Origin of the sequence: Anaerosphaera aminiphila DSM 21120 (genome assembly GCF_900129925.1) — a bacterium.
GTDB lineage: Bacteria > Bacillota > Clostridia > Tissierellales > Peptoniphilaceae > Anaerosphaera > Anaerosphaera aminiphila.
The window spans coordinates 68,763-94,327 of sequence record NZ_FQXI01000003.1 but is presented as its reverse complement, the minus strand read 5'-3'; the positions used below and the strand labels follow the sequence as shown (position 1 = coordinate 94,327).

General features: G+C 31.8%; 22 protein-coding genes and 1 riboswitch. Of the genes, 16 read left to right on the top strand and 6 right to left on the bottom strand.

The window, feature by feature from the left end; translation table 11 throughout:
- Window positions 1–29: 29 nt before the first annotated feature.
- The gene (locus tag BUB47_RS03645; protein ID WP_073183869.1) at window positions 30–599 is read right to left on the bottom strand and encodes a GNAT family N-acetyltransferase; all 570 of its coding nucleotides are present in this window, start codon (window positions 597–599) and stop codon (window positions 30–32) included.
- A gap of 93 nt (window positions 600–692) precedes the next feature.
- On the bottom strand, window positions 693–1,076 hold the full coding sequence (locus tag BUB47_RS03640) for a winged helix-turn-helix transcriptional regulator (RefSeq protein WP_073183867.1): 384 nt from the start codon (window positions 1,074–1,076) through the stop codon (window positions 693–695).
- A gap of 150 nt (window positions 1,077–1,226) precedes the next feature.
- Between BUB47_RS03640 and BUB47_RS03635 the strand changes: the two genes are divergently transcribed.
- The 4 genes from BUB47_RS03635 to BUB47_RS03620 are packed head-to-tail and all read left to right on the top strand — an operon-like array spanning window position 1,227 to window position 5,657.
- On the top strand, window positions 1,227–1,898 hold the full coding sequence (locus BUB47_RS03635; RefSeq protein WP_073183866.1) for a response regulator transcription factor: 672 nt from the start codon (window positions 1,227–1,229) through the stop codon (window positions 1,896–1,898).
- A complete protein-coding gene (locus BUB47_RS03630; protein ID WP_073183864.1) occupies window positions 1,892–2,899 on the top strand; it encodes a sensor histidine kinase in 1,008 nt (335 codons plus the stop codon). Before BUB47_RS03635 ends, BUB47_RS03630 begins: the two co-directional genes overlap by 7 nt.
- A 46-nt stretch (window positions 2,900–2,945) precedes the next feature.
- Window positions 2,946–3,698 (top strand): ABC transporter ATP-binding protein, encoded by a 753-nt coding sequence (locus BUB47_RS03625; protein WP_073183863.1) that lies wholly within the window; start codon window positions 2,946–2,948, stop codon window positions 3,696–3,698.
- Complete coding sequence (locus tag BUB47_RS03620) at window positions 3,699–5,657, top strand: FtsX-like permease family protein (protein WP_073183862.1); 1,959 nt, start codon at window positions 3,699–3,701, stop codon at window positions 5,655–5,657. It begins immediately after the preceding gene.
- A gap of 96 nt (window positions 5,658–5,753) precedes the next feature.
- On the opposite strand, the gene BUB47_RS03615 is transcribed toward BUB47_RS03620, so the two are convergent.
- Window positions 5,754–7,040, bottom strand: coding sequence for a bifunctional folylpolyglutamate synthase/dihydrofolate synthase (locus BUB47_RS03615; RefSeq protein WP_073183861.1), 1,287 nt, complete (start codon window positions 7,038–7,040; stop codon window positions 5,754–5,756).
- A gap of 59 nt (window positions 7,041–7,099) precedes the next feature.
- Window positions 7,100–7,179, top strand: a riboswitch (THF riboswitch).
- Between the two features lie 50 nt (window positions 7,180–7,229).
- Here BUB47_RS03615 and BUB47_RS03610 point away from each other — a divergent pair.
- The 7 genes from BUB47_RS03610 (at window position 7,230) to BUB47_RS03580 (ending at window position 16,389) form a co-directional block, all read left to right on the top strand.
- A complete protein-coding gene (locus tag BUB47_RS03610; protein WP_234945625.1) occupies window positions 7,230–7,781 on the top strand; it encodes a folate family ECF transporter S component in 552 nt (183 codons plus the stop codon).
- Window positions 7,782–7,957: 176 nt separating this feature from the next.
- The gene (locus BUB47_RS03605; RefSeq protein WP_073183860.1) at window positions 7,958–8,764 is read left to right on the top strand and encodes an MBL fold metallo-hydrolase; all 807 of its coding nucleotides are present in this window, start codon (window positions 7,958–7,960) and stop codon (window positions 8,762–8,764) included.
- 84 nt (window positions 8,765–8,848) lie between these two features.
- On the top strand, window positions 8,849–10,585 hold the full coding sequence (locus BUB47_RS03600) for a sigma-54 interaction domain-containing protein (RefSeq protein WP_073183858.1): 1,737 nt from the start codon (window positions 8,849–8,851) through the stop codon (window positions 10,583–10,585).
- A 229-nt stretch (window positions 10,586–10,814) separates the two neighbouring features.
- Window positions 10,815–12,023 (top strand): diaminopropionate ammonia-lyase, encoded by a 1,209-nt coding sequence (gene dpaL / locus BUB47_RS03595; protein ID WP_073183856.1) that lies wholly within the window; start codon window positions 10,815–10,817, stop codon window positions 12,021–12,023.
- A 16-nt stretch (window positions 12,024–12,039) separates the two neighbouring features.
- Window positions 12,040–13,221, top strand: a complete 1,182-nt coding sequence (locus BUB47_RS03590; RefSeq protein ID WP_073183854.1) for a YgeY family selenium metabolism-linked hydrolase — start codon at window positions 12,040–12,042, stop codon at window positions 13,219–13,221.
- 48 nt (window positions 13,222–13,269) lie between these two features.
- Window positions 13,270–14,865: an N-acyl-D-amino-acid deacylase family protein gene (locus BUB47_RS03585; protein ID WP_073183852.1), complete on the top strand. Its 1,596-nt coding sequence runs from the start codon at window positions 13,270–13,272 to the stop codon at window positions 14,863–14,865.
- 39 nt (window positions 14,866–14,904) lie between these two features.
- A complete protein-coding gene (locus BUB47_RS03580; RefSeq protein ID WP_073183851.1) occupies window positions 14,905–16,389 on the top strand; it encodes a sodium:solute symporter family protein in 1,485 nt (494 codons plus the stop codon).
- A 135-nt stretch (window positions 16,390–16,524) separates the two neighbouring features.
- On the opposite strand, the gene BUB47_RS03575 is transcribed toward BUB47_RS03580, so the two are convergent.
- On the bottom strand, window positions 16,525–17,307 hold the full coding sequence (locus BUB47_RS03575) for a formate/nitrite transporter family protein (RefSeq protein ID WP_073183849.1): 783 nt from the start codon (window positions 17,305–17,307) through the stop codon (window positions 16,525–16,527).
- Between the two features lie 62 nt (window positions 17,308–17,369).
- On the bottom strand, window positions 17,370–18,569 hold the full coding sequence (locus BUB47_RS03570; protein ID WP_073183847.1) for a trans-sulfuration enzyme family protein: 1,200 nt from the start codon (window positions 18,567–18,569) through the stop codon (window positions 17,370–17,372).
- 217 nt (window positions 18,570–18,786) lie between these two features.
- On the opposite strand from BUB47_RS03570, the gene BUB47_RS03565 reads away from it, so the two are divergent.
- From BUB47_RS03565 to BUB47_RS03560, 3 genes are all read left to right on the top strand, one after another.
- Entirely contained in the window at window positions 18,787–19,707 is a 921-nt protein-coding gene (locus BUB47_RS03565) for a LysR family transcriptional regulator (RefSeq protein ID WP_073183845.1), read from the top strand.
- A 42-nt stretch (window positions 19,708–19,749) separates the two neighbouring features.
- Window positions 19,750–19,875, top strand: coding sequence for a hypothetical protein (locus tag BUB47_RS10165; RefSeq protein ID WP_268761870.1), 126 nt, complete (start codon window positions 19,750–19,752; stop codon window positions 19,873–19,875).
- A 151-nt stretch (window positions 19,876–20,026) separates the two neighbouring features.
- Window positions 20,027–22,273 carry an ATP-binding cassette domain-containing protein gene (locus tag BUB47_RS03560; RefSeq protein ID WP_073183844.1) on the top strand — a complete coding sequence of 749 codons (2,247 nt, stop codon included), beginning with the start codon at window positions 20,027–20,029 and terminating at the stop codon, window positions 22,271–22,273.
- A gap of 37 nt (window positions 22,274–22,310) precedes the next feature.
- Here BUB47_RS03560 and BUB47_RS03555 read toward each other — a convergent pair whose 3' ends face one another.
- Window positions 22,311–23,150 carry an aldo/keto reductase gene (locus BUB47_RS03555; protein WP_073183842.1) on the bottom strand — a complete coding sequence of 280 codons (840 nt, stop codon included), beginning with the start codon at window positions 23,148–23,150 and terminating at the stop codon, window positions 22,311–22,313.
- Between the two features lie 236 nt (window positions 23,151–23,386).
- Here BUB47_RS03555 and BUB47_RS03550 point away from each other — a divergent pair, with 236 nt between their 5' ends.
- Both BUB47_RS03550 and BUB47_RS03545 read left to right on the top strand, forming a co-directional pair.
- Window positions 23,387–24,379 (top strand): sugar phosphate isomerase/epimerase family protein, encoded by a 993-nt coding sequence (locus BUB47_RS03550; RefSeq protein ID WP_073183840.1) that lies wholly within the window; start codon window positions 23,387–23,389, stop codon window positions 24,377–24,379.
- A gap of 22 nt (window positions 24,380–24,401) precedes the next feature.
- Window positions 24,402–25,550 carry a Gfo/Idh/MocA family protein gene (locus tag BUB47_RS03545; protein ID WP_073183839.1) on the top strand — a complete coding sequence of 383 codons (1,149 nt, stop codon included), beginning with the start codon at window positions 24,402–24,404 and terminating at the stop codon, window positions 25,548–25,550.
- Window positions 25,551–25,565 lie beyond the last annotated feature (15 nt).

The window sequence follows — 25,565 nt, the reverse complement described above, 5'->3', positions numbered from 1 at the left end:
CCTTTTTTGTTTTATTAAAGGATATAAAATTATGGTTTAATTACATATGCGCTAATAAATCCATTGTAAACAGAGTGGTTAAAAACAAAACCATATTTTTTATATAGCTCCTCTACATTGTTGCCATTTGATATGTAAACAAAAATATAGTCAAGATTATTTAAACTATAAATCCATTTCATAGCTTCTTCAATTAGCGTTTTTCCTATATTTAAACCTTGATACTCAGGTTTTACATATAGATTGTTTAATGTGGCAATTTTAGAGGGAGTCTTTAAGTTCTTTGGATATAGACCTTCATATTCATCGGGAAATTCTCTTGCCCAAATCGGCTTTTCAAATATATCATCCTCTTCAACAATTTCAGCCGTACAATATACATATCCAATTGGTTCATTACCATTAAGCGTAACTAGTAAAAATTTTTCAGATGCTGAGTCAAAACTCAGCTTTAGGCGATTTTCAAAATTCATACTTGAAAGTACTTCTTTTAATTTAAAAGCCTTACTTGCCTGATATTCAAGTAACTCATTGCAAATATCTCGGCAGATTTCTACCGGTCCATCACTTAAATTTCTATAGACAATATTTTTTTCCATGTTGTGATTCCTCCTTTATTATGTAGATAATTTTATACAAATTTATATATAGTTACAATATAGTGATAGATTAATTAGGAACTAATAAATTTGTTAGTTACCTTTAAATAGACAATTACTACATATTGGCATTGTGTCGTAGTTTAATAACTCTTTGGTATACTTATTAGTCCAAAGGGCAATTGCCTCTAAAATTTCTACAGCTTCCTTGCCATGAATTGTCAAAGAATACTCTACTTTCAAGGGAATTTCCTCATATTGTCTTCTTGTAATTATACCTGTACTTACTAAATCTTTAAGAGTAGAAGTAAGTGCAGTATCTGTAATTTCAGGAACTTCTTCTTTAAATTCACTGTAGCGAAGAGTTTGGTGCCTTGCCAATACACAGAGAACTCTACTCTTCCACTTCCCATTAAAAATGTCCAAGCCTTTCTCAATTGGGCATTGAATATTTTGAGGTATTTTTCGCTCATACATACTAAATCTCCTATTTTTTATTTATTATAGCATGTTTAATAGGGAGTTTTTAAAATTATAAAAAATTATACTTATTTATACAGTTTTTATGACGAGTACAAATTAAACTATTTTATTGTATAATGAAATTAGTTTAAAGTAGGTGATAATGTGAAGAGAATTTTAATAATTGAAGATGATGAAAATCTTGCTGGGAATATTTTAGAACAGTTAAATTTAAAAGGATATAATTCTAAAATATTAAAAAATTTTAATGATGTTAAAGAGGGGTTTTATAATTTTTCGCCACATCTTATACTTTTAGATATTAATCTGGGAAATTACAATGGATTTGAAATATGCATTTTACTTAGAAAAATTACAAAGATTCCAATTTTATTTATAACAGGCAGAGATTCTGAACGTTCTGAAATAGAAGCATTAAATATTGGTGGAGATGACTATATAAAAAAGCCTTTCTCAATAGATGTGCTAATAGCAAAGATAAGACGACAGTTGGAAATACAGTCTATGGAAAACAGAAAGATAATTAGTTATGGAAAATTAGAGTTAGAAGTAGATAAGAGAATTTTAAAAAACATAGAAACAAGTGAAATATTAGAGCTTCCCACTATAGAATTTCAGCTGTTATTTTACTTAATGGCAAATTCAGAGAGAACTGTAGACAGAGGAGAGCTGATGGATTACTTGTGGGAAAATAGAAACTACGTTGACCCAAATGCACTGAATGTAAATTTAAGCCGACTTAGAAAATCCCTAAGTGAAGTCTCGGCAGAACAAATTATAGAATCTGTGAGAGGAGAGGGTTTGAAACTATGCTAGGAAGCTTTTTAGAAGACAAGTGGGGAATTATTTTTTATATCTGGATTGTAAGAATTGCAGTGTCGATTTTTTTGCTCTTATCGGGAACTAAACTGATAGCAGTGGTTTTAATGATTGTTTTATATTTACTGTGTGACTTTTCATATTTTATAGTTAAGTATAAAAATTACATAACAGAAAAGAAAAAGGCTGATAAAATAATTGAAAGCTTAGATAAACACTACTATATTCACGAGTTAATAAAGAGACCTAAAAATGAAGAAAATGCAATTTATTATGATTTAATGAAACTTTCAAATCAAGACATGGTTAGAGAAATTGGAGAAAAAAGTGATAAATTACAGGAGTTTCGGGAATTAATTGAAGAGTATATACATGAGATGAAAACTCCGCTGACGTCAATTGAAATGCTGAGCGAAAGTTTTAAAAATAAAACAGATTTAAAAAGCGAAGTAAGTAGGCTGGAAGACATATTGGACTTGTGTTTGACAGTAATACGAATGGAGAGTTTAGAAAAAGACTACCATTTAGATAATATAAATATTTCTAATTTAATCCACGAAATAATTATTGAAGAAAAACAAATGGTGCGTCAAAAAAATATCGTTTTAAATATAAGTATTTCTCCAAATTCAATAGTAAAAAGTGATGAGAAGTGGGTTGCATTTATATTAAAACAAATTATAGTAAATGCAATTAAATATGTGGAGATAGATGGTAATATAGAAATATTTGAAGAAGTTAAAGACTTTAATTATTTATTACACATAAGAGATAATGGTATTGGGATACTGGAGTCTGACTTGCCAAGAGTTTTTGAAAGAGGATTTACCGGCTCTAAAGTTCAGAGACAGTCAGCTTCAGGTTTGGGGCTTTACCTTTCAAAAACTTGTGCAGATAAAATGAATATAAAAATAAATATTGAATCAGAATATGAAAAGTACACTCAAGTTACATTAGCTTTTCCACAGGAGAGAGAACCTTTCCAGATTGTAAGCTGACTCTTACTAGGTATGTAAGTAAAATATAAGTAAGAGGAGGGATACAATGGACAAAATATTAGATATAAAAAACCTTGAAAAGTACTATGGAGAGGGAACAATTTTGACAAAGGCTGTTGATGGAGTTTCCATGAGTGTTTTTCAAAGTGAATTTGTGGGAATTATGGGAGCATCGGGGAGTGGTAAGACTACACTTTTAAATTGTATTTCTACAATAGACAGTCCAACTGGTGGAGAAGTGCTTTTAAAGGGAAGAGATATTACAAAAATTCCAAATAGAGACTTGGCAAAGTTTAGAAGAGAAAATTTGGGCTTTGTATTTCAAGAATATAATTTACTGGATGTATTGACAGTTGAAGAAAATATAGGACTTTCCTTAGTTATAAATAAAGTAAATAAAGATGAAACAGCAAGAAGAGTCAGGGAAGTTGCAAGGGTTCTAGGAATAGATGATATTCTCAAAAAATTTCCCTATGAAATTTCAGGAGGACAGAGACAAAGATGTGCCTGTGGAAGAGCAATAATTCACAAACCCAGCTTAGTTCTTGCAGATGAGCCTACAGGTTCACTGGACTCACACTCTTCAAGACAACTTATGGTCACGTTAAAAGAACTAAATGAAAATGATCATGCTACAATTTTAGTTGTAACTCATGACCCTAAAACAGCCAGTTATTGTAAGAGAGTATTATTTTTAAAAGATGGAAAAATTTTCAATGAAATATTTAGAGGAGAAAAAACTCAAATGAATTTTCAATTGGAAATTATGGATATTGTTGCTCTCTTAGGAGGTGAGTAGATGTTATTCAAATTGTCTTTTAGAAATGCAAAGAGAACTTTTAGCGACTATTTAATATATATGATTACAGTTTCCCTTGCAATAGCTATGGAATTTGCGCTTAATAGAATTGTATTTATAGATGAAATAAAATCTTTGTCAGCTGTAGCTGAAGGATTTACTTATATGTTAATATTTGCATCAGCATTTATGATGTTTGTAGTGGCACTGATGATTAAGTACATGGTTAAATTTATAGTAGATAAAAGGTCCAATGAATTTGGACTCTATATGCTAATGGGAATAGAGACAAATAAAATTAAAAAGATTTTTTGGATTGAGCAAATACTTCTTTTTTTTATTTCATTAGTTTTTGGAATACTGCTGGGAATTTTACTTGGGGAAGCATTAAAAGTCATAGTGTATAATTTTTTGGGCTTTAATTACTCTTTTAAACTGGAAGGATTTATGAAATCCATAATAGTAACTACTGGAGTAACATTGGCAGCATATTTGTTTTCCTATGTTTTTAGTTTTAGGTTGTTTAGAAAGAATAAAATTATAGATTGGATAAATAGAGAAAATAAAAATGAAATTAGTAAAGTAAAAAATAAGTATGTAAATAATATTATTTTTATTTGTTCTCTAGTACTAATGGTATTAGGACTTTTGCTATTAAATTTTACTTTTAAATACAATTTAGATATATTTGGACTTTTAGTAAGTATCTTATTAATCATAATAAGCGTTTATGGAATAGCATCTTCAGGCTTTGTGATATTAAATAAATTATTGTTAAAAGATAATAAAAATTTTACAAATAGAGTGTTATCAATTAGATTTACAGGAAGTAAAATTAATACTATGTCAAAACAACTTGGAACTTTGGCAATTTTATTTGTTTTATCTTTATCATTAATGAGTTTAGGTGTTATATTTGCTAATTACTATAAAAGTTTTGAAGATGAGTACAGTAAGTTTGATGTAGTATTTGCAAATGAAAGAAATGATGAAGAATTTGCAAAGGGGCTAAGTAATATTGTTTTAAAATTTGATGTTGAAGAATATTCAGAAGTACCGGTATATAAAACAAGAGATATAGAGATATTTAAAAAAATATATCCTAGTTATAGAGAAAAAAATATGATAGAAACAATAGTTCCACTATCAGTTTACAACAATCTAAGAACAGCATCAGGGTATAATAAAATTTCTTTAAAGGACAATGAATTTACCATTCAAACATTTTTCCAAATGCAGGATTTAAAAGAAAAGATTCCACTAGGAGAATATACTTTTCTAGGTAGAGAATACAAACTGAAAAATATAAATTATGAAGCTATGAATACTGCGGCCATTGCAAATTATTATGTAGTTTTAAATGATGAAGAGCTGCAAAGTTTAAAGCCGAGTTATAGTACTTATTTGTGGAATTTAGGAGACTATGACTATAATGAGTTACATGATGAGCTGTTAAAATATGCTATCATAGAAGGAAAAGAGACGACAGAATTATATACAATAATTGGGCAGGAGTGGGTAGATTTATCGCACAATATTTCAATTTCAGAGATGATTTTAAATGAATATTTAATATCATTAACGGGTTCGGCACTCTCTCTATTGTTAATTGGGTTGATATTTATTTTAGTAATGTGCACTGTACTTTCAATGAATATTTTATCTGAAATGAAAATATACAAGAAAAGATATGAAATACTTAAAAAAATTGGTGTTTCAAAAAATAAATTAAAAAGTTTAGTTTGGAACCAAATATTAATATTATTTATATTCCCATTAATTTTAGGGTTACCAGTTGCATTAGTTGCGGTAATTATAATAAGTCAAATATTTTCTACAATGATGGTTTTTAGTTATATAGTAATGAATTTTTTAACAACAGCTTTAATTTTTGTATTAATTTATTTGATATATATGTTGGCGACGTACAAGACTTATAAATCAGCTGTTATAGAATAAAAAATTTAAAAAGAAAAAAGATAAAGTTCTATTAATTTTAGAATTTTATCTTTTTTAAATAGTTTAATTATTTAGTGATTTTTATAATTAGCGTTACTAACCTTGTTTTTTATTTTCCAATGCTATTTTTCTAATGTCTTTTATTAAATAAAGTGAGCCGCACCATAGGACTAAATCATCTCTGTTGGCAAGTTGTATTGTCTTTAGAAATGCTTCTCTTCTATTTGGAATTTTAAATATTTCTCTTGTAGTTACTTTAGAAACTTTTTTTTGTAGTAGATTTAAGTCAATAGCTCGAGGATTGTCCACTTCAGTTAGTACTATTTTATCGGCCTTTGGAATTAAATTTTCTAATATATGGTCAAAGTCCTTATCGCCAAGTACGCTAAATCCAAGTATGAGTTTGTTGTATTTAAAGCTGGATAAATTTTCAACTAAGGCGTTAATACTTTCAACGTTGTGACTGCCATCTAGTATAACTAGAGGATTTCTCCCTATTATTTCAAGGCGTCCTATATTTTTAGCCTCATAAATAGAATTTTTAATAGTTTCATTTTCAATATTAAAGTATTTTTTAATATATTCAATTACCATTAGTGCTAGAGAAGCATTATATACTTGATGTTTTCCAATAAGTGAAGTTTTAATGTCTTTAAAGTTTCTAAAGGAAAATTCATTAAAACTGTCATTTACATTTTTAATTTCCACTTCGTCAAAGCTAAAAGTGTGAACCGGTGCATTTTTTAAGGAGGCAATTCTCTTTAATTCATCAGTAGCTTCTTTGTCGCTGGGATACATAAATAAGTCTCCGCCATCTTTTATAATTCCGCCTTTTTGATATGCAATTTCTCTTAGCGTTGAGCCAAGTATGTTAATGTGGTCTTTTGAAATACTTGTAATAACTGTTGCAAGTGGTTTCTTAATAGTATTTGTGGCATCTGTTCGTCCGCCAAGGCCAACTTCTATAACTGCTACATCTACTTTGGAATCTAGAAAATATAAAAAGGCAACAGTGGTAAAAATTTCAAAAGTTGTAACGTAGTATCCCTGTTCGTCAAGAACTTTTGTCTTTTCGTAGACTATCTCTAAATACTTGCTAAAGTCTTCTTTGGAAATAAAGTTGTTATCTATCTGTATAGTTTCTCTAACATCTTCTATATAGGGAGAGATAAAAAGTCCACATTTTAAATTTGAATTTGTAAGTGTATTTTGAATATAGCTACAAACTGAACCCTTGCCATTAGTTCCGGCGACATGAATAGTTTTAATTTTATCTTGAGGGTTGTCAAACTCTAAGAGAAGTTTCTTTAAATTTTCAACAGTGTATCCTCCTTGAGGATCACCTCTGTCTAACATCCAATTTAATAATTCGTCATATTTCATAATCCATCTCCTAAATGTATATGGTTGATTTTTTATATGTATTGATATAGAATGATATTAACAGAGTAGGTAAAGAGCGTCAAGTGTTAAGAAATGGGAAGTTGTTCTTAAACGAAGATTCTTTATCGCATCCGCTGGTATATATTTATACTTGCCTTACTTTGATTTTATCGAAAGGGGCTTTTTTTCATGGAAAAAAGTAGAAATGAAATTAACAAGTTAAAACCTAAAATGGAAACTAAGGTTTTAGTAAGAGCGTCGTTCTATGCAGCAATATCTATAATTCTAACAAGATTCTTATCTCCAATGATAGGTGAATCGATTAGAATTGGATTTGGACCAATACCAATTATGCTATCAGGCATATTCTATGGACCTATAATAGGTGGTTTAGTGGGATTTGTTGCAGATATTGTGGGAGTGTTAATAAATCCAATGGGACCTTCAATTCACCCGGGATTTACCTTCAGTTCAATACTGACAGGAGCAATTCCAGGTGTTATGTATTTAATATTTCTAAAGAACAAGGGAAAGAAAACAGATGCTAAGTTACCAATTATTATAAGCATGGTTTTAATCACTGTAATAGTGAATATTCTATTAAATACACTTTGGTTATCTCAAATGTTTGGAAATCCATTTATGGCACAACTTGTTATAAGAATGCCAAAAATAATAGTTCAATTTATAATGGAAACAGTATTGATGCTATTTTTATATAAGCCATTGTCAAAAGTTTAAAAACTTATGTTAGTAAAGCGCCTTAATTTAAGGCGCTTTTTGTATAAAGAAAACATATGCTAAATACTTTTACATTTGTATAGGATTCTATAAAAATACATATCTAAAGTATAATATTAAAAATTTCTTTAAATTATGTGATATATTGTAATTAATAAGTTTAGGGGGAAATGATTATGAAAATTGTTACTTTAGTTGAAAATACAAGTAGCTCAAAGGAATTAAAGCACAAGCATGGGTTAAGCTTTTATATAAAGACAGAAAATCACAAGTTGTTATTTGACTTGGGGCCAGATGAAACTTTTTTAGAAAATGCAAAGAAGTTAAAAATAGATATTTCAAAAGTAGACACTGTTATAATTTCCCATGGACACTCTGACCATGGTGGAGGGTTAAATGCTTTTTTAGAAAACAACAGCATTGCAAAAATATATATAAATAAAAATGCCTTTAAGGATCTCTATGTGAAAGTGTTGGGAATTAAAAAGTATATAGGGCTTAATATGGAACTAAAATCTAATGAGAGAATAGTATTAGTGGATGATACTTTTAAAATAGATGATGAACTATTTATTTTTTCAGATGTAGAGGGCTCATTTAAAACTAAGAGCAATAGTGTGTTGCTTAAAGAGGATGGAATGGAAGATGATTTTATTCATGAACAAAATTTAATCATAACTGAAGACGATAAAAATGTATTGTTAACAGGCTGTTCACATAGGGGAATAGCTAATATTTTGAAGGCTGCTTTAACACATGTAAGTAATATTGACACAGTAATAGGAGGATTTCACTTGTTCAGCCCTTCAAACAAAATGACTGAGCCAAGTGAAGTAGTTGAAAATTTGGCAAGAGAACTTATCAATACAAGTCCTAATTTTTATACTTGTCACTGTACCGGAGAAAAAGCTTTTGAAAATATGAAAAAAATTATGGGAAACAGATTAAATTATATGGCAACTGGAGATATATTAAGTATATAAGAAAAATATAGTTTAGATAAATTAATTTTATTATTAAAAAATTAAACTCTTAAATAATAAAGTTACATTTGGAAAGGTGATTTTATGCACAGGTATGATCTTACAAAAATATCTGACGAAATTCAAGACTATGCAGAGGCAGTGTCTAAAATTGCAAATGCTGAAGTGGAAGTAGTGGATGTAGATTTAAGAAGAATTGCAGGAACAGGTTACTATAAGGATAAAATTGGAAGAGATATGTCCTCTAAGGGCTACGTATACAAACACGTAATTGAAAGTAAGAATTTAGCTGTAATAACAAATCCAGGGGAAAATGAGCTGTGTTTAAATTGTCCTGACGCAGACAACTGCGTAGAAACTTTTGAAGTATCTACTCCGATATTATTAGATGATGAGGTAATTGGAGTTCTAGGGTTAATAGGGTTAAATGACTTATCCAGAGAACTACTGGATAAAAACTTAGACAATTATTTGGACTTTATCAATCAAATTACCAACTTTATATCAACTATGATGATAAATTACTATAGAGAAGAAGATACAGCTTCCTATATGGAAGCTTTAAAGACAACAGTCAGCTATTTAAGTGAAGCAGTGTTGGTTTTAGATATTGACGATAAGATTCGAATTAGTAATAAAAGTGCGGAAAGTCAATTGGGATTAGATGAAAACTGTCAGGGTATGAAGATAAACCACTCTCCTGCAGGAGATAAAGTGGCAGCAGATGGAAGCGAATACTATATAGATGTAAATGGTCACAGGAAATATGTAGTTGGAAACATACTTGGCATGGAAAATCCAAAGCTCAATAAAATTTTAATATTTGACGGGATAAAAAAGGTTAAATCAGATCTATATGATTTGACATCTACTTTTGACACCGGAAGTATAATCGGTTCCAGCAAAGAGACGAAACAGCTATTAGATCAAATTAAGCTCATCTCCAATTCCAATTCAACTATATTAATTACGGGAGAAAGTGGAACTGGAAAAGAATTAATTGCAACCTCTATATGGAAAAGTGGAGACAGGGCAAATAACAGATTTATATCTATAAACTGTGCTGCTATTCCGGAGACTCTCTTAGAAAGTGAATTATTTGGATATACAAAGGGAGCTTTTACCGGTGCAGACTCAAGGGGGAAAATAGGGAAATTTGAATTGGCAAACAGTGGAATAATTTTTTTAGATGAAATAGGCGATATGCCAATTCACCTTCAATCTAAAATTTTAAGAGTTCTTGAAAATAGAGTAGTTACAAGACTGGGTTCAAATAAAGAAATACCTTTAAATGTAAAAGTAATAGCTGCAACAAATAAAGATTTAACAAAGATGATAAGAGATGGAAAATTTAGAGAAGACTTGTACTATAGATTAAATGTAATTCCAATAGAAGCCCTTCCTCTAAGAAAAAGAAAAGAAGATATTATAGATTTAACACAATTTTTTATAAAGAGGTATTCAAATTTATTTAATAAAAAATATGTGAAAATGGAGCCAGGAGTACTTGATACACTAATGGATTATTGGTGGCCGGGAAATGTTAGAGAACTTGAAAATGCAGTGGAGTTTATGATAAATATGATGGGTCCTGACGGAATACTGACGAAGGAAACTCTACCAAAGGACTTTGCTCTTAGTAGAAATGATGGGAAAATAGATTCAAATATTAGAACTCTTGCAGAACTGGAAAAAATGGAAATTAATAAAGCGCTTAATAAATATGGAAGAAGTACAGATGGCAAGAAAAGAATAGCTGAAACATTAAATATCGGCGTAGCCACATTATATAGGAAGATGAAACAGTATGAGATAGAATAATTATCAAAGTGATAAATATTTTTAAGTGTAATAGCTTAAAATAGCCTTTGTTATTTTAGAGTGAGTAAAATTATCATTTTGATAAGGAATAATTATCCTTTTGATAATTATATGTTGTTTTAAAAAAATTAAAAATAAACTAAAAGGAGTAGGATTGTGCAGTTTAGCCATTTTACTCCTTTTTTATTAAGTTGGCACGAAATTTGCAATAGTATATAGGTAAGGAGTGATGATTTTGGGAAAAATGAATATAACAAGTTTAGGAAATAAAATAAAAAATGAAGACATAAGTTTTTTAAATAGAGATGTAGCTGAAAAGGTAAAGGGATTTCATTCTAGTTTTCCTCAGTATTCGCAGACACCACTAGTTGAGTTGAAAAATTTATCAGAGCATCTTGGGATTAACAATATGTTTATAAAAGACGAATCTTATAGATTTGATTTAAATGCATTTAAAGTTTTAGGTGCAAGTTTCGCAGTAGGTAATTTTATAGCAAATAAGTTAGATATAGATATTGCAAAATTACCATACAGTGTAATGACTTCAGATGAAGTAAAAGCAAAACTTGGAGATTTAACTTTTGTAACTGCAACAGATGGAAACCATGGAAGAGGACTGGCGTGGACGGCGAATCAACTAGGTCAAAAGTCAAAAGTATTTATGCCAAAGGGAACAGCAATTGAAAGAGTAGAAAATATCAGAAAAGAAAACAGTGATGTAGACGTATATGATGCAAACTATGATGAGTGTGTGAGAATGGCAAATGACTATGCAAATACACATGGTGGAATAATGGTACAAGATACATCTTGGGATGGCTATGAAGATATTCCTAGATGGATAATGCAAGGCTATATGACTATGGCAAATGAAGCATATGAGCAGTTAAATAGCAGTGGACAAAGACCTACTCACATATTTTTACAAGCAGGAGTTGGTTCGCTTGCATCGGCAGTAACTGGATTTTTTGCAAATGTTTATTCAGACAATATTCCTACTATTGTAATAGTAGAACCTGAAAAGGCAAATTGTCTTTACCAAACAGCAAAGGCTGATGATGGAAAAATTCACAATGTAGATGGAGACTTAGATACTATAATGGCGGGACTTGCATGTGGAGAACCGGTGACTATAGGATGGCCAATACTAAACAGCTACGCATCATATTTTCTATCAGTAGATGAAATATATGCATCACATGGAATGAGATTACTTGGAAATCCAAAGAAAGATGACAAGAGAGTAATTTCTGGAGAAAGTGGAGCAGTGACAAGTGGAGTAGTGTCAAAATTAATGACAGACAGTGAACTTGCAGATATAAAAAATGAAATAGGATTAGATGAAAATTCTGTAGTATTAGTATTTAGTACAGAGGGCGATACAGATAAAAAGATGTATAGAGATATAGTGTGGGATGGAAGATATCCAAGTTATTAATTAAGGAGGATTTGAGATGGGAAAAGAAGCAGTAAATGATTCAGTTGTAAAATTAACTCAAGCACTAATTCAACAAAGAAGTTATTCAGGAGAAGAAAAAGGTGTATCTGATGAACTAACTAAGTACTTTAAGGAAAATGGCTATACTGATGTTCATGTAGATAAATATGGAAACACAATAGGCCATATTAAAGGAAGTCGTCCGGGAGAGAGCATACTATTTGACGGACATATGGATACAGTTCCGGTAACTGATGAAAGTGTATGGAAATATCCACCTTTTGCAGCAGAAATCCACGATGGAAAAATTTACGGAAGAGGAACTAGTGACATGAAAGGTGCTCTTGCAGCTATGGCAGTTGCAGCAGCAGAGTTTAATAAGGAAACTAAGGGAGACTTTGCCGGAGATATTTATGTGGCAGGAGTTGTTCATGAAGAGTGTTTTGAAGGTGTAGCGGCAAGAGAAATTAGCAAGTACGCTAACCCTGATATAGTAGTAATTGGAGAGGCATCACAACTCAATTTAAAAATTGGGCAAAGGGGAAGAGCAGAGATTAAATTAGAAGTTTTTGGAAAAGCTGCTCACTCAGCAAATCCTGAAAAGGGAATTAATGCAGTTTATAAAATTGGCGAAATAATAAGTGAAATTAGAAAGCTTGAACCTACACACAATGAAGTGTTGGGAGATGGAATACTTGAATTAGTAGATATTAAATCTCAACCGTACCCTGGAGCGTCAGTAGTTCCGGAATATTGTGTGGCAACTTACGACAGAAGACTTTTAGTTGGAGAAACTCTTGAGTCAGTTATTGCACCAATTCAAGAACTCCTAGATAAGATGATGAAAGCAGACCCTGAACTAGATGCAAAGGTAAGTTATTCAGTGGGTAAAGAAAAGTGCTTTACAGGAGAGACTATTACAGGAGAGAGATTCTTCCCTGGATGGCTATATAACGAAGATGAAGAATTTGTTCAAACTGCATATAAGGCACTTAAAGATATAGGTCAAAACCCTGTAATTACACAGTATAACTTCTGTACAAATGGAAGTCACTATGCAGGAGAGGCAAAAATAAAGACATTTGGTCTTGGACCATCAAAGGAAAACTTAGCTCATACTTTAAATGAATACATTGAAATAGAACAATTACAAAGTGTAAAGGATTCATATAAGGCAATATGTAGAGCTTTCTTATAAGAATGTGTTAGAAGTTTTAAATTTAGAAAGATTAATGGGGTGTATAAAATGTATGATATTTTAATTAAAAATGGACTCATAGTTGATGGAACAGGCGATAAACCTTATGAAGGAAATATAGCAATTCAAAATGATGTTTTAAAATTAATACCAAAGGGAGAAACTGTAGAGGCGAAGCGAGTAATAAATGCAAAGGGAAAAGTTGTATCACCGGGATTTATAGATACTCACAGTCACTCAAGTTTACTTTTATTTGAAGATCCACTGTTAAAACCTAAAACCAGACAGGGTATAACTACAGAGTTTGTTGCTCAAGATGGAATGGGACCAGCACCTATAGACAAGGAAAATAAATCTTCTTGGATTAAAGCTATGAGTGGCCTTGAGGGAGAATATGAGGCACCATGGGATTGGGAAAGTGTAGATGACTATTTAAATACTATAGATAAATTAGATCTTGGACCAAATATAGCATATTTGGCACCACACAGTAACGTTAGGTTTACTTCAATGGGAATGGACAACAGACAGGCAACAGAAGAAGAACTTAAAAAGATGAAAGAAAACTTGGCAAAGGCAATGGCTGAAGGTGCATTTGGAATGTCAACAGGTTTAATTTATCCACCAGGATCTTATGGAAATACTAAAGAGTTAGTAGAACTTGGAAAAGTACTGGCTGAAACAGGAGGAGTATTTGTAACTCACCAAAGAAGTGAGGCAGATGCAATACTTGATTCAATGGATGAAATACTTCAAGTTGGAAATGAAAGTGGATGTAGAATACACTTTTCACATTTCAAGGTATGTGGTAAAAATAACTGGGATAAAATACCCGCAGTTTTGGAAAAATTAGATAACTTTACTAAAGCAGGAAGAATTGTTTCCTTTGACCAATATCCATATGTTGCAGGCTCAACTATGATGAGTGTAATCCTTCCTCCTTGGGCACATGATGGTGGAACAGATAAATTGCTTGAGAGATTACAAGATGACAGTTTAAGAGAAAAGATGAAAGAAGACATTTTAAAGGGAATAGAAGGTTGGGATAACTTCGTTGAGTTTGCAGGTTTTGATGGAATATTTGTAACATTTGTAGGTTCAGACAAAAATAAAGACGTAGAAGGTAAGAGTCTTACAGAAGTTGGTCAAATGAGAAATAAAGATCCGTTAGATGCAATTTTTGACATAATACTTGAAGAAAAGAACTTAGTTGGACTAGTTGACTTCTGGGGAACTGAAGAACATGTTATAACACTTATGAAGAGACCGGAACAAAACGTGTGTACAGATGGAATATTGGGCGGAAAGCCACATCCAAGAGTTTATGGTGCATTTCCAAGAGTAATAGGAAAATATGTAAGAGAAGAAAATGCATTTCCACTGGAAGAGGCAATCTATAAAATGACTAAAAAACCGGCTGAAACATTTGGACTTGACGACAGAGGTGTAATAAAAGACGACTATGCAGCGGATTTAGTAATATTTGACTTTAATACCATAATAGATAAAGGGGATTATAATGAGCCGAATCAATATCCTGAGGGAATTGAATATGTAATAGTAAATGGTAAAGTTATAATTGACGATGGTGTAGAAAAGCCACAAAAGGCAGGAAAAGTATTACGTTATAAAGGACGTAAATAAAACAAAATATAATAAAAAAATCTATGGGAGGATTAATTTATGAATAGTACTCAAAAAACTGCATTAATAATAATTGTATTATATATGGCAGCTACTGTTGCTATTGGATTAGTGGCATCTTATTTAAAAAAGAAAAAATCAGAATCAAAAGGTTCAAATAATGAAGATTTTTTAATGGCAGGAAAATCACTAGGACCTATAATGTTAGCAGCAACTCTCTTTGCAGCAAACACAGGCGGGGCTAGTACAACTGGTATTGCGACAAATGTGTATTCCTTTGGACTTTCAGCGTCATGGTACGTAATTGCATCAGGAATTGGATTTATATTAGTATCATTTGTAGCTCCGTTTTTTAGAAGATCTGCATCAAATACGGTGCCGGAGATAATAGGAAAGAGATATGGTAAGCCATCACATATATTTACGGCAATAACATCTATCTTAGCATTATTTATGGCTACAGGAGCTCAAATAATTGCAACAGCTTCAATTATAAACTCTGTAACATCTTTGGACTTTAGAGTTGCAGCAATAGTAACTACTATTGTAGTAATACTATATACAATGATAGGTGGATTTGCTTCAGTAACAGCGGCAAATATGATGCACGTTGCATTTATAACTATTGGTATGACAATTGCGTTGTTTATAATGGTATCAAATACAGCTATAGGTGGATTTGCAGGTTTATTTGAAAAGGCGAATGCAGTATCAGCTAGTTCAGGTGGAGAATTAGACTTAGTTAGTATGACAAAAGTGGGATTGCCAACTATATTGGGATATATTGCAATGTACTGCATGACTTTCCCAACAGGACAGGAAATTGTACAGACATATTCATCTGCTAAAGATGGTAAATCAGCAAAGACCGGTTCAATACTAGCGGGAATTATCTCTGCAGCTTACGCAATAGTTCCAGCTACAATAGGACTAATTGCCTATGCTTGTATTGACGGATATGCACAAAATGGAATATCTTCAAGTGCATTAGCTGATGCAACACTTACATTTGCACCACCAATTATATCGGGATTAGTTTTATCTTCAATAGTTGCTGCAACAATAAGTTCAGCTTCAGGAAATATGATTGGTACTGCTACAATGTTTTCAAATGACATATATGTTCCCTATATTAATAAAGGAGAGAGAAACGATAAAAAAGAAGTTGTAATTTCTCAAATTGTAATGCTAGTAGCTGGTCTGTTTGGACTTGGAGTTGCACTATCTAACTCTAATATAATCAGTGTAATGATGAGTGCCTTTGCACTTAGAAGTGCGGGACCATTTGCAGCATTTGTATGTGGATTATTCTGGGACAAGGTAACAGCAAAGGCTGGATTTGTTGCAATAGTAGCTGGAACAATAGTATCAGCTACGTGGATATTTATATTGGACAGTCCATTTGGATTAAGTGCAATAGTTCCAGGTGCAGCAGTTGCATTTGTAGTAATTTATGTAGTTACGAAATTTGATTTATCACATGGAGGTAAACCTGCTCCAATGTTAGAATTTGATGATGAATAAATATTAAATCAACTTAAAATATAAACTATAAAAATTAAATTTTATTGTGTACTATTTATAGTGTAAATAAGAAAAGAGCTTAAAATTAAATTTTAAGCTCTTTTTTTAATAGAATATTTTTAAAATTATAGTTAATTAATTAGATTCAGATGTACGTCTATTGGCAAACCAATATCCACAGGCCACAATCAGTGCACCGCCTACTATATTGCCCAAAGTTACAAAGCACATATTTTTTAAAACACCCTGCATATAACCAGGTGGAATAGAATTTGAAAGTGCATTCATAGTAAAAAGTCCTGCATTGGCGATACTGTGCTCATATCCTGAAGTGACAAAGCCTGCAACGACCCATAATAAAGCTGTCATCCTTGCAATATCCGACTTTATTTTTGATGCCATCCAAGTTCCAAGACACACCAGCACATTACACATGACTCCTCTTAAAAACAATTGGTGAATTGGAAGAGATATTTTTGTTAGACAAAAAGTTTCAAGCATTTCTCCTGCAGTATTTGACATAACGCCTGACATAGATATAATTGCTCCCATAATAGATGCACCCATTAAGTTTCCAATGTAACAAAATATAAGTATGGAAATGGCATTTTTGAAAGTGATCTTTTTACTTAGAGCACCCACTGTTATAACAAAGACATTTCCTGTAAATAATTCTGATCCGGCAAAGGTAATTAATGTAAAAGAAAGTGCGAAAGCTATCCCCATTATTAAATTTGAAATACCACTTAAACTTGGAGATGCATAAAATCCTGAAGCAGCATTGTAGGCAAAAGCCATACCGATAGAACAATATGAACCTGCTAGTAAAGTGTATATTGTGTAGCCCAATTTATTTTGATAGAAGTTGTATTTTTCTCTTGCCAATGAAGAGACGTCTTTTAAGTTTTCTGATTCCACAATACTTCACCACCTTATTGTTAAAAGGTACAACTTAGTTGTACCTTTTATTTTTTATTATTTTAAGCTTGAACTGCTTCAAAAGCTTTATCAAATTCTCTAATAATATCTTCTATATTTTCTAAACCTGTAGAAAAGCGAAGTTGTCCCATAGATATACCACTGTGTTTTAATTCCTCAGGTGAATAAGCACGATGAGAAGTTTTTGCAGGGTATGAAATTGAAGTAGTAACTCCTGCAAGACTTGGTACAAATTTCACAGTTTCACATGCAGCTATAAAGTCAGAAGCTCCCTTTTCGCCGCCCTTTATGTCAGCACTTACCATTCCACCACACCAGCCATTGTTAAACTGTTTTTTACCAACTTCATAAAACTCTGAAGATGGCAGACCTGGATAGTATACACGTTCAACTTTAGGATGTCCTTCAAAGTATTTTGCAAGGGCCAACGCATTTTCACTGTGTTGTCTCATTCTAAGTTCCAAAGTTCTCATACTGCGAGTTAAAATCCAAGCGTCAAAGGGACTGATAATAGACCCATATAGAGTTGCATATTTTTGTATATTAGCTATATTTTCTTCATCAGATGCTATTACACCACAGATAATATCACTATGTCCATTTAAGTACTTTGTTCCACTGTATACTACAATATCAGCGCCAAAGTCCATTGGGCGACATATTGCCGGTGTAGCAAAAGTATTATCTACAATTAGTTTTAAACCGTGTTTATGAGCTTTTTCTGATATAGCCTTTAAGTCCATTACTTCCATAAGTGGATTTGTAATTGTCTCAGTGTAGATAATTTTTGTATTTGGCTTAATGTATTTTTCAAAATCATCATGTATGAAGTCTACAAAGTCAACTTCCACTCCAAAACGTGTAATTTCATTTTTTAAGTAATCATATACTCCGCCATAGAGAACTGGAGAAGAAATTATGTGATCGCCAGACTTAACGTTTGAAATAATAGAGGCGATAATAGCTGCCATTCCCGAAGAAAAAGCAATAGTTCCACCGCAGTTGTCAGCAGTGGTAAGTACGTCATTAAGAGAATCCACGCCGGGATTTGCCATCCTGGAGTATACATATCCTTTTTCTGTACCTGCATATACACCATCTAATGAAGGTACGTCATCAAAACTAAAGACACTACTCATATAAATTGGAACTACTTTTGGAACTGAAACTGATTGAGCTATTTTTTTAGCAAATTCAGATTCTCCAGAGTGTAGTATTTCTGTTCTAAATCCTTTTTCCACAATAATACCTACCTTTCAAAATTGTATTCACTAATATTTTAATAGTTTTAAAATAAAGTGATAGAAACATTTGTTTTGATATAATGTAGTTACATTATAAATTAAATTTTACAAACTATATTTATATTATAAGGCACTTTAAAGATGTGGTCTTATATATAATAGTTATATGCGTTATTGTTATTTTATATAAGTAGATTTATTAGGAGGATACAAAATGACTTTTCAACAAATTCAATACATAGCAGCAGTAGCTCACTACCAATCAATGAATAAAGCAGCACAGCACTTATTTGTCTCACAGCCAACACTTAGTCAGGCAATTAAAGACTTAGAGACAGAAATAGGAGTAACGATTTTTGAACGCTCAAGGCAGGGAGTTTCTCTTACAGAAGATGGGATTGAGTTTTTGAGGCTGTCTAAAAATATAATAAGTGAATTAGACCACTTGCAAGAACACTATGTTTCAAAAAATAGCGCTTCTGTTACACATTTTCAAGTTTCAGGGCAGCACTATGCCTTTGTTGTAGATGCCTTTATTAAATTTATAAAGTCTCATGATGATAAGTCCTATGTCTTTAATTTAAAAGAGACTTTTACCCTTGGGGCAATTGATGATGTATATAATCGAAAGAGTTCTCTGGGAGTAATATTTATGACAGAGAACAATAAAAATATAATAAATCAAATATTAAAAAAGAAGGAATTGGAATTTTATCCCTGTCACACTGTAAAACCTCATGTTTTTTTAAGTAGTAGCCATCCCTTAGCAAAGAGAAAAACTATAGAAGAAAAAGATTTAAAGGACTATCCAATGGTTACCTATGAGTACCATGGCGAAGAGGCACTTGCAGAAGATTTAGTATTTAACGATGAATCTGAGCAGAAGATTTTTGTTCACGACAGGGGAACTATGATGAATGTTATTGCAAATACTAATGCATATAATATTGGAACTGGATATTTAATTTATAAAATTATTCCCGATGAAATAGTTTCAATTCCCCTTGAGGGCAACCATGAAGAAATGTGTTTAGGATGGGTACATTTAAAGGAAAAGAAGGTTTCGTTTTTAACTAAACAGTTTGTAGATATAATGGTTAAGTCGTTAAGAGATTACTCGCCTGATAGAAAATAACCATTCAATAAATTTTACCTACGTTTGTGGTATCAAGGACTGTTGGCAGTATTTGCAATAGCATCTATTTTTATTCCATTTGCAGATGGTTTTATAAAAAAAGATCCTTGGAATTTTGAACACTGGAAACCTGAAAGTGAAGTGGCAAAATCACATACTACAGAATAAAAGTTTGAATATAAAAGTATTAAACACCTATAAGTTTGTATAAGCTTATAGGCGTTTTTATGATTAAAATAAATTGACCATTAAATTTTTTAGTGATAAAATAAACTTATGTTCGAATTATTTACATATTTACTGGAAAGGTGGAAGAAATATGAGTGAGAATATTGTAATAAAAGGAGCTAGAACTAATAATTTAAAAAATATATCCTTAAATATACCTAAAAATAAAATTACAGTTATTACTGGAGTATCAGGTTCAGGAAAGTCATCACTTATTTTTGACACTCTTGCAGCAGAGTCACAGAGATTGTTAAATGAAACTTATTCAAGCTATATTCAGCAATTACTTCCACATTATAAAAGGCCTGAAGTAGATGAAATAAAAAACTTGCCAGTGTCAATAGTGATAAATCAAAAGAAAATTGGAGGTAATCCCAGATCTACTGTGGGAACAGTTACAGACATATATACAAGTTTGAGACTTTTATATTCCAGAATAGCAAAGCCATTTATAGGTTATTCAATGGTATATTCCTTTAATAATCCAAGTGGAATGTGTCCCAAGTGCAAGGGAATAGGAGAAGTAAAGACTATCAACATAGAAAAATTAATAGATTTTAAAAAGTCTTTAAATGAAGGTGCGATAAATTTTCCCACATTTCAACCGGGAGGCTATAGACTGTCCAGATATACTGAAACGGGAAATTTTGACAATGATAAAAAACTGGAAAACTACAATAGAGAAGAATTAAATTTATTGCTATATGATATTGGAAGTAAGCCTAAAAATCCAACTTCTAAATGGCCAAAAACTTCAACTTATATTGGAGTTATTCCCAGAATAACTAAGGGGTTTATTGAAAGAGAAGACTCAAAGTACTCAGCACACTTAAATAGAATATTGGAGGTTGAAAAATGTCCTGAGTGCTTGGGAACAAGGGTAAATGAAAGAGTTAGAAGTGCAAAGATAAACAATGTATCTATTGCTGACTGTGTTAATATGAATATTGATGAACTGCTTAATTTTTTAAATACAATAAATAGTAAAAATGTTAATGTGATATTAGAAGATTTAAAGGTGAAATTAAAGAGCTTAGAATTAATAGGACTTGGATATTTAACGCTTAATCGTTCAACTAATACTTTGTCAGGTGGAGAATCTCAGAGGATAAAGATGACCAGGCATTTAAACAGTTCGCTTTCAGATATACTTTATATACTAGATGAACCGAGTATAGGTTTACATCCGGAGGATATTCAAGGAATAAATAAAATTATTCAAGAACTTAGAAATAAGGGAAATACTGTAGTGTTGGCAGACCACGATCCGGATATAATAAAAGTTGCCGACTATATTGTAAATATTGGAGAGGGTTCAGGAGAAAGCGGTGGAGAAGTTACTTTTCAGGGAACTTATGAAGAGTTGGTAAAGTCTAATACAGTTACGGGAAGAGCATTGTCAAAAAAACACAGCATAAATAAAAGAAGAAGAGAATTTAATTCCTTTTACTCTCTTGAAAATGTAAGTTTGTACAATATAAAAAATGTATCTGTCAAAATTCCAAAAAATGCATTTACAGTTGTAACAGGAGTGGCAGGAGCAGGTAAGAGTACATTAATTCAAAAACTTTTCGCAAAAAAGTATGAGGCAACTATATTTAATCAAAATCCAATAGTTGGAAGTAATAGATCAAATGTACTAACATATTTGAATGTATTTGACAGACTTAGAAAAATATATTCGGGAATTTCTAATGAGAGTGTTTCACTTTTTAGTTTTAATGGCAAAGGAGCTTGTCCGGAGTGCAAGGGAAGAGGATATGTGAGTTTAGACTTAGCTTTTATGGGTGATGTGCAGCAAGTTTGTGAGAAGTGTAATGGGAAGAGGTATAGTGATAAAGCCTTGGAATTTAAGTATAAGGGGAAAAGTATATATGAAGTATTGCAACTAACTGTGGAAGAGGCTATTAATTTTATTGAAGATGAAAGGTTAATAGAGGCACTTCAAAAATTAATAGACGTAAATCTCTCCTATGTAAAATTGGGACAGAGTATTGACACGTTTTCAGGTGGAGAACTTCAAAGATTAAAACTGGCAAAGGTAATAGATAAAAAAAGTGAGGAAATATTTATTTTAGATGAGCCAAGTACGGGACTTCATGAGGCGGATATTGATTTACTTATTAAATTATTTAAAAAGATACTTAGTACAGATAAGACTTTAATAGTTTTAGAACACAATCTCTCCATAATAAGCAGTGCTGATTGGATAGTAGATATTGGACCAAAAGCAGGTAATAGAGGAGGGAAAGTTTTATTCCAAGGATATCCCTTAGATTTATTAAATGTAAAAAATTCATATACAGCTAAGCATTTAAAAAAATATATAGAGCAATAGTTTTGAAACTATGCTCTATATATTTTTATTTAACTATTTATTTTCCATATCTAATTTCTTTTAGCCACTTTTCATTTTCAGGACTGTTAGAAGTGTGTTTATTTATATCTAAAGTTTTAATTTTATCCATATCTTCGTCAGTTAGCTCAAAGTCAAAGACATCAATATTTTCTGAAACTCTACTAACTTTAGAAGTTCTAGGAATTGCAACTGTACCTCTTGCAATGTGCCAAGCAAGTATTATTTGTGCAATGCTCTTATTGTATTTTTTAGATAGTTCAATCATAATTTCACTGTCAAAAAGTTCTTTGTCAGCCTTTGCAATTGGACTCCATGCCAAAGGTTGGATATCTTTAGATTTTAAATAATCTAAAAGTTCATTTTTTTGAAGTAGAGGATGAAGTTCTATTTGATCTATCTGTGGAACTACATTTGCATTTTTAAGTAGATATTCCATGTGGTTTTCGTAGAAGTTACAAACTGCAATATTTTTAAGTACTCCCTGCTCATAGTAGTCTTCTAAAACTTTCCAAGATTCTTCCATATCTTTGCCTGGCCAGTGAAGATACATTATGTCAATATAGTCTCTGTTTAGAGATTTAAGTGAGCGCTCAATAGATTTTTTAGTATTTTCTGCACCAAAGTCTATTGGCCAAACTTTCGTTGCAATTTGAAAAGCATCTTCTAAGTTTTCTTCTTTTAAAACTTTTCCTATTAAATCTTCATTGTCATAAAAATAAGCTGTATCAATTAATTCGTAATTACATTTTTTGCATTCAATCAAGACATCTCTTAAGACGTTCTCGTCAGTGATGGTATAGCAACCAAAACCAATGCCCGGTATTTCGTTGCCGTTGTTCAATTTAAAATATTTCATAATTAACCCCTTTCATTTGATAATAAAATCATTAACTATATTATACCCAATAAATTTAGTTGTAAGTGTAGGAATGCAATTATTTAAGTGTGTTCATATAAAGTATTGTACAATATTTATGGATTTGAAGTTTTTAAGGTGATATAATTTATATACACTACTATATTAAAGTGTAATTGTATATTTTACAATTTAGATTGTAAAAATTTTATTTTAATTTAATGAGGAGGTTTATTATGGGAAGGTTGTTAACTCTTATGACTGCTCAGTGGGCAGATTTGGAATTAGAAGAAATATGTAGCAAAGCAAAGGAATTTGGATATGATGGTTTAGAACTTGCATGTTGGGGAAATCACCTTGATCCAAAGAGAGCTGCTGAAGATGATGAATACGTTGCAGAAGTAAAAGAACTGTTAAATAAATATGACTTAAAATGTGTTGCACTTTGTACTCATATTATAGGTCAATGTGTTGGAGACTATAACGATCCAAGACTTAATGGATTTGCACCACCGGAGCTTGCAGATAAGCCGGATGAAATTCGAGCTTGGGCGATTGAAAGTATGAAGTATTCTGCTATTGCAGCTAAAAAAATGGGGTGCTATGTAGTAACGGGATTTGTAGGTTCTCCTATTTGGAAGTATTTGTATTCTTTTCCTCAGACATCTGAAGAGTTAGTAGAAAGTGGATTTCAAGAAATTTATGATTTATGGACACCTATTTTAGACGTGTTTGTAGAAAATGGAATTAAATTTGCACTTGAAGTACATCCAGGGGAAATTGCCTTTGACTACTATTCTACAAAGAGACTTTTAGAAAAATTTAAAGACAGACCTGAATTTGGATTGAACTTTGACCCAAGTCACTTAGTTTGGCAGGGAATTACTCCGCATGTATTCTTAGAAGACTTTATAGACAGAGTTTATCATGTACATATGAAAGATGCAGCAGTTACACTAGATGGAAGAAGTGGCCTCTTAGGTTCTCACATTGACTTTGGAGATTTGAGAAGAGGATGGAATTTTAGATCACTTGGCCATGGAGATGTAGATTTTGAAAATATTATACGTGTGTTAAATGCATATGACTATCAGGGACCTCTCTCAGTAGAGTGGGAAGATAGTGGAATGGAAAGAGAATATGGAGCAAGAGAAGCAGCCGAATTTGTGAGAAAAATAGATTTTAAAGCTTCAGATTTTTCATTTGACAGTGCAATGGCAAGTAAATAGTCAGAGGATTATGGAGGTAATTATGGGAAAAAAATTGCGTTATGGAATGGTTGGAGGAGGACCTGGAGCTTTTATTGGCAATGTGCACAGAAAAGCCATTGCTTCAGAGGGGACAGCTGAGTTAGTAGCGGGATGTTTTAGTACTAATTTTGAAAAAAATTTAGAAACCGGAGATTTTTACAATATAGATAAAGAGAGAATCTATAGAGATTATAGAGAAATGGCAGAAAGAGAAAAGCAAAGGGAAGATAAAATTGACTTTGTCAGTATTGTAACTCCAAACTCTACGCATTTTGAAATAAGTAAGGCTTTTTTAGAGGCGGATATTCACGTTATGTGTGAAAAACCACTTTGCTTTACTTCAGAAGAAGCAGAGGAACTGTATAGCATTGCAAAAGAGAGAAATTTATTTTTTGGAGTAATGTATACTTATTCAGGCTATCCAATGGTAAAACTTGCAAAGAAATTTGTAGAAGATGGAGAAATAGGTGAAATAGTAAATGTAAGTGCCGAATACCTTCAAGATTGGCTAATAGATCAAGTTGGAGGAGAAAAACAAAGTGAGACAAAACTTTCAGTTTGGAGGACAGATCCTAAAAAGTCAGGTATTTCAAACTGTGTAGGAGATATAGGTTCACATATAGAAAATACAGTTGCATATATTACAGGGCTTCGTCCGAAGAAATTACTATCTGTATTGGACTACTACAAAATGGACTTAGACTTAAATGCAAATATATTAGTGGAATATGAAAATGGAGTTCATGGAGTTTATAGTTGCTCTCAAGTTTGTGTTGGGCATTTAAATGGGCTGGTAGTTAGAGTTTTTGGAACTGAGGGTTCAGTTGAATGGGCACAAGAAGACCCTAATTATTTAAAAGTTACGAAGAAGAATCAACCTGAACAAATTTATCACAGAGGAACAGATTATATAACAGGTAGAGCAGCGGAATTAAATCACATTCCTGCAGGACATCCTGAGGGAATTGTATTTGCTGTGGCAAACCACTACAACACTTTTATAAGTGCGATTGTAGAAAAAAACGAAGGTATGAGCATTGAAAATATAAATTTAGATTTTCCAAAAGTAGAAGATGGAGTAAGTGGAGTTAAATTTATTGAAGCAGCAGTTGCAAGTTCAAAAGAGGGAAATATCTGGAAAGAAGTATGAGAATAAAAACAAACT

Coding starts and splice junctions, on each gene's coding strand:
- BUB47_RS03645 (WP_073183869.1), bottom strand. CDS start 599: ATGGAAAAAAATATTGTCTATAGAAATTTAAGTGATGGACCGGTAGAA.
- BUB47_RS03640 (WP_073183867.1), bottom strand. CDS start 1,076: ATGTATGAGCGAAAAATACCTCAAAATATTCAATGCCCAATTGAGAAA.
- BUB47_RS03630 (WP_073183864.1), top strand. CDS start 1,892: ATGCTAGGAAGCTTTTTAGAAGACAAGTGGGGAATTATTTTTTATATC.
- BUB47_RS03625 (WP_073183863.1), top strand. CDS start 2,946: ATGGACAAAATATTAGATATAAAAAACCTTGAAAAGTACTATGGAGAG.
- BUB47_RS03620 (WP_073183862.1), top strand. CDS start 3,699: ATGTTATTCAAATTGTCTTTTAGAAATGCAAAGAGAACTTTTAGCGAC.
- BUB47_RS03615 (WP_073183861.1), bottom strand. CDS start 7,040: ATGAAATATGACGAATTATTAAATTGGATGTTAGACAGAGGTGATCCT.
- BUB47_RS03610 (WP_234945625.1), top strand. CDS start 7,230: ATGGAAAAAAGTAGAAATGAAATTAACAAGTTAAAACCTAAAATGGAA.
- BUB47_RS03605 (WP_073183860.1), top strand. CDS start 7,958: ATGAAAATTGTTACTTTAGTTGAAAATACAAGTAGCTCAAAGGAATTA.
- BUB47_RS03600 (WP_073183858.1), top strand. CDS start 8,849: ATGCACAGGTATGATCTTACAAAAATATCTGACGAAATTCAAGACTAT.
- dpaL (WP_073183856.1), top strand. CDS start 10,815: ATGATTTTGGGAAAAATGAATATAACAAGTTTAGGAAATAAAATAAAA.
- BUB47_RS03590 (WP_073183854.1), top strand. CDS start 12,040: ATGGGAAAAGAAGCAGTAAATGATTCAGTTGTAAAATTAACTCAAGCA.
- BUB47_RS03585 (WP_073183852.1), top strand. CDS start 13,270: ATGTATGATATTTTAATTAAAAATGGACTCATAGTTGATGGAACAGGC.
- BUB47_RS03580 (WP_073183851.1), top strand. CDS start 14,905: ATGAATAGTACTCAAAAAACTGCATTAATAATAATTGTATTATATATG.
- BUB47_RS03565 (WP_073183845.1), top strand. CDS start 18,787: ATGACTTTTCAACAAATTCAATACATAGCAGCAGTAGCTCACTACCAA.
- BUB47_RS03560 (WP_073183844.1), top strand. CDS start 20,027: ATGAGTGAGAATATTGTAATAAAAGGAGCTAGAACTAATAATTTAAAA.
- BUB47_RS03555 (WP_073183842.1), bottom strand. CDS start 23,150: ATGAAATATTTTAAATTGAACAACGGCAACGAAATACCGGGCATTGGT.
- BUB47_RS03550 (WP_073183840.1), top strand. CDS start 23,387: ATGGGAAGGTTGTTAACTCTTATGACTGCTCAGTGGGCAGATTTGGAA.
- BUB47_RS03545 (WP_073183839.1), top strand. CDS start 24,402: ATGGGAAAAAAATTGCGTTATGGAATGGTTGGAGGAGGACCTGGAGCT.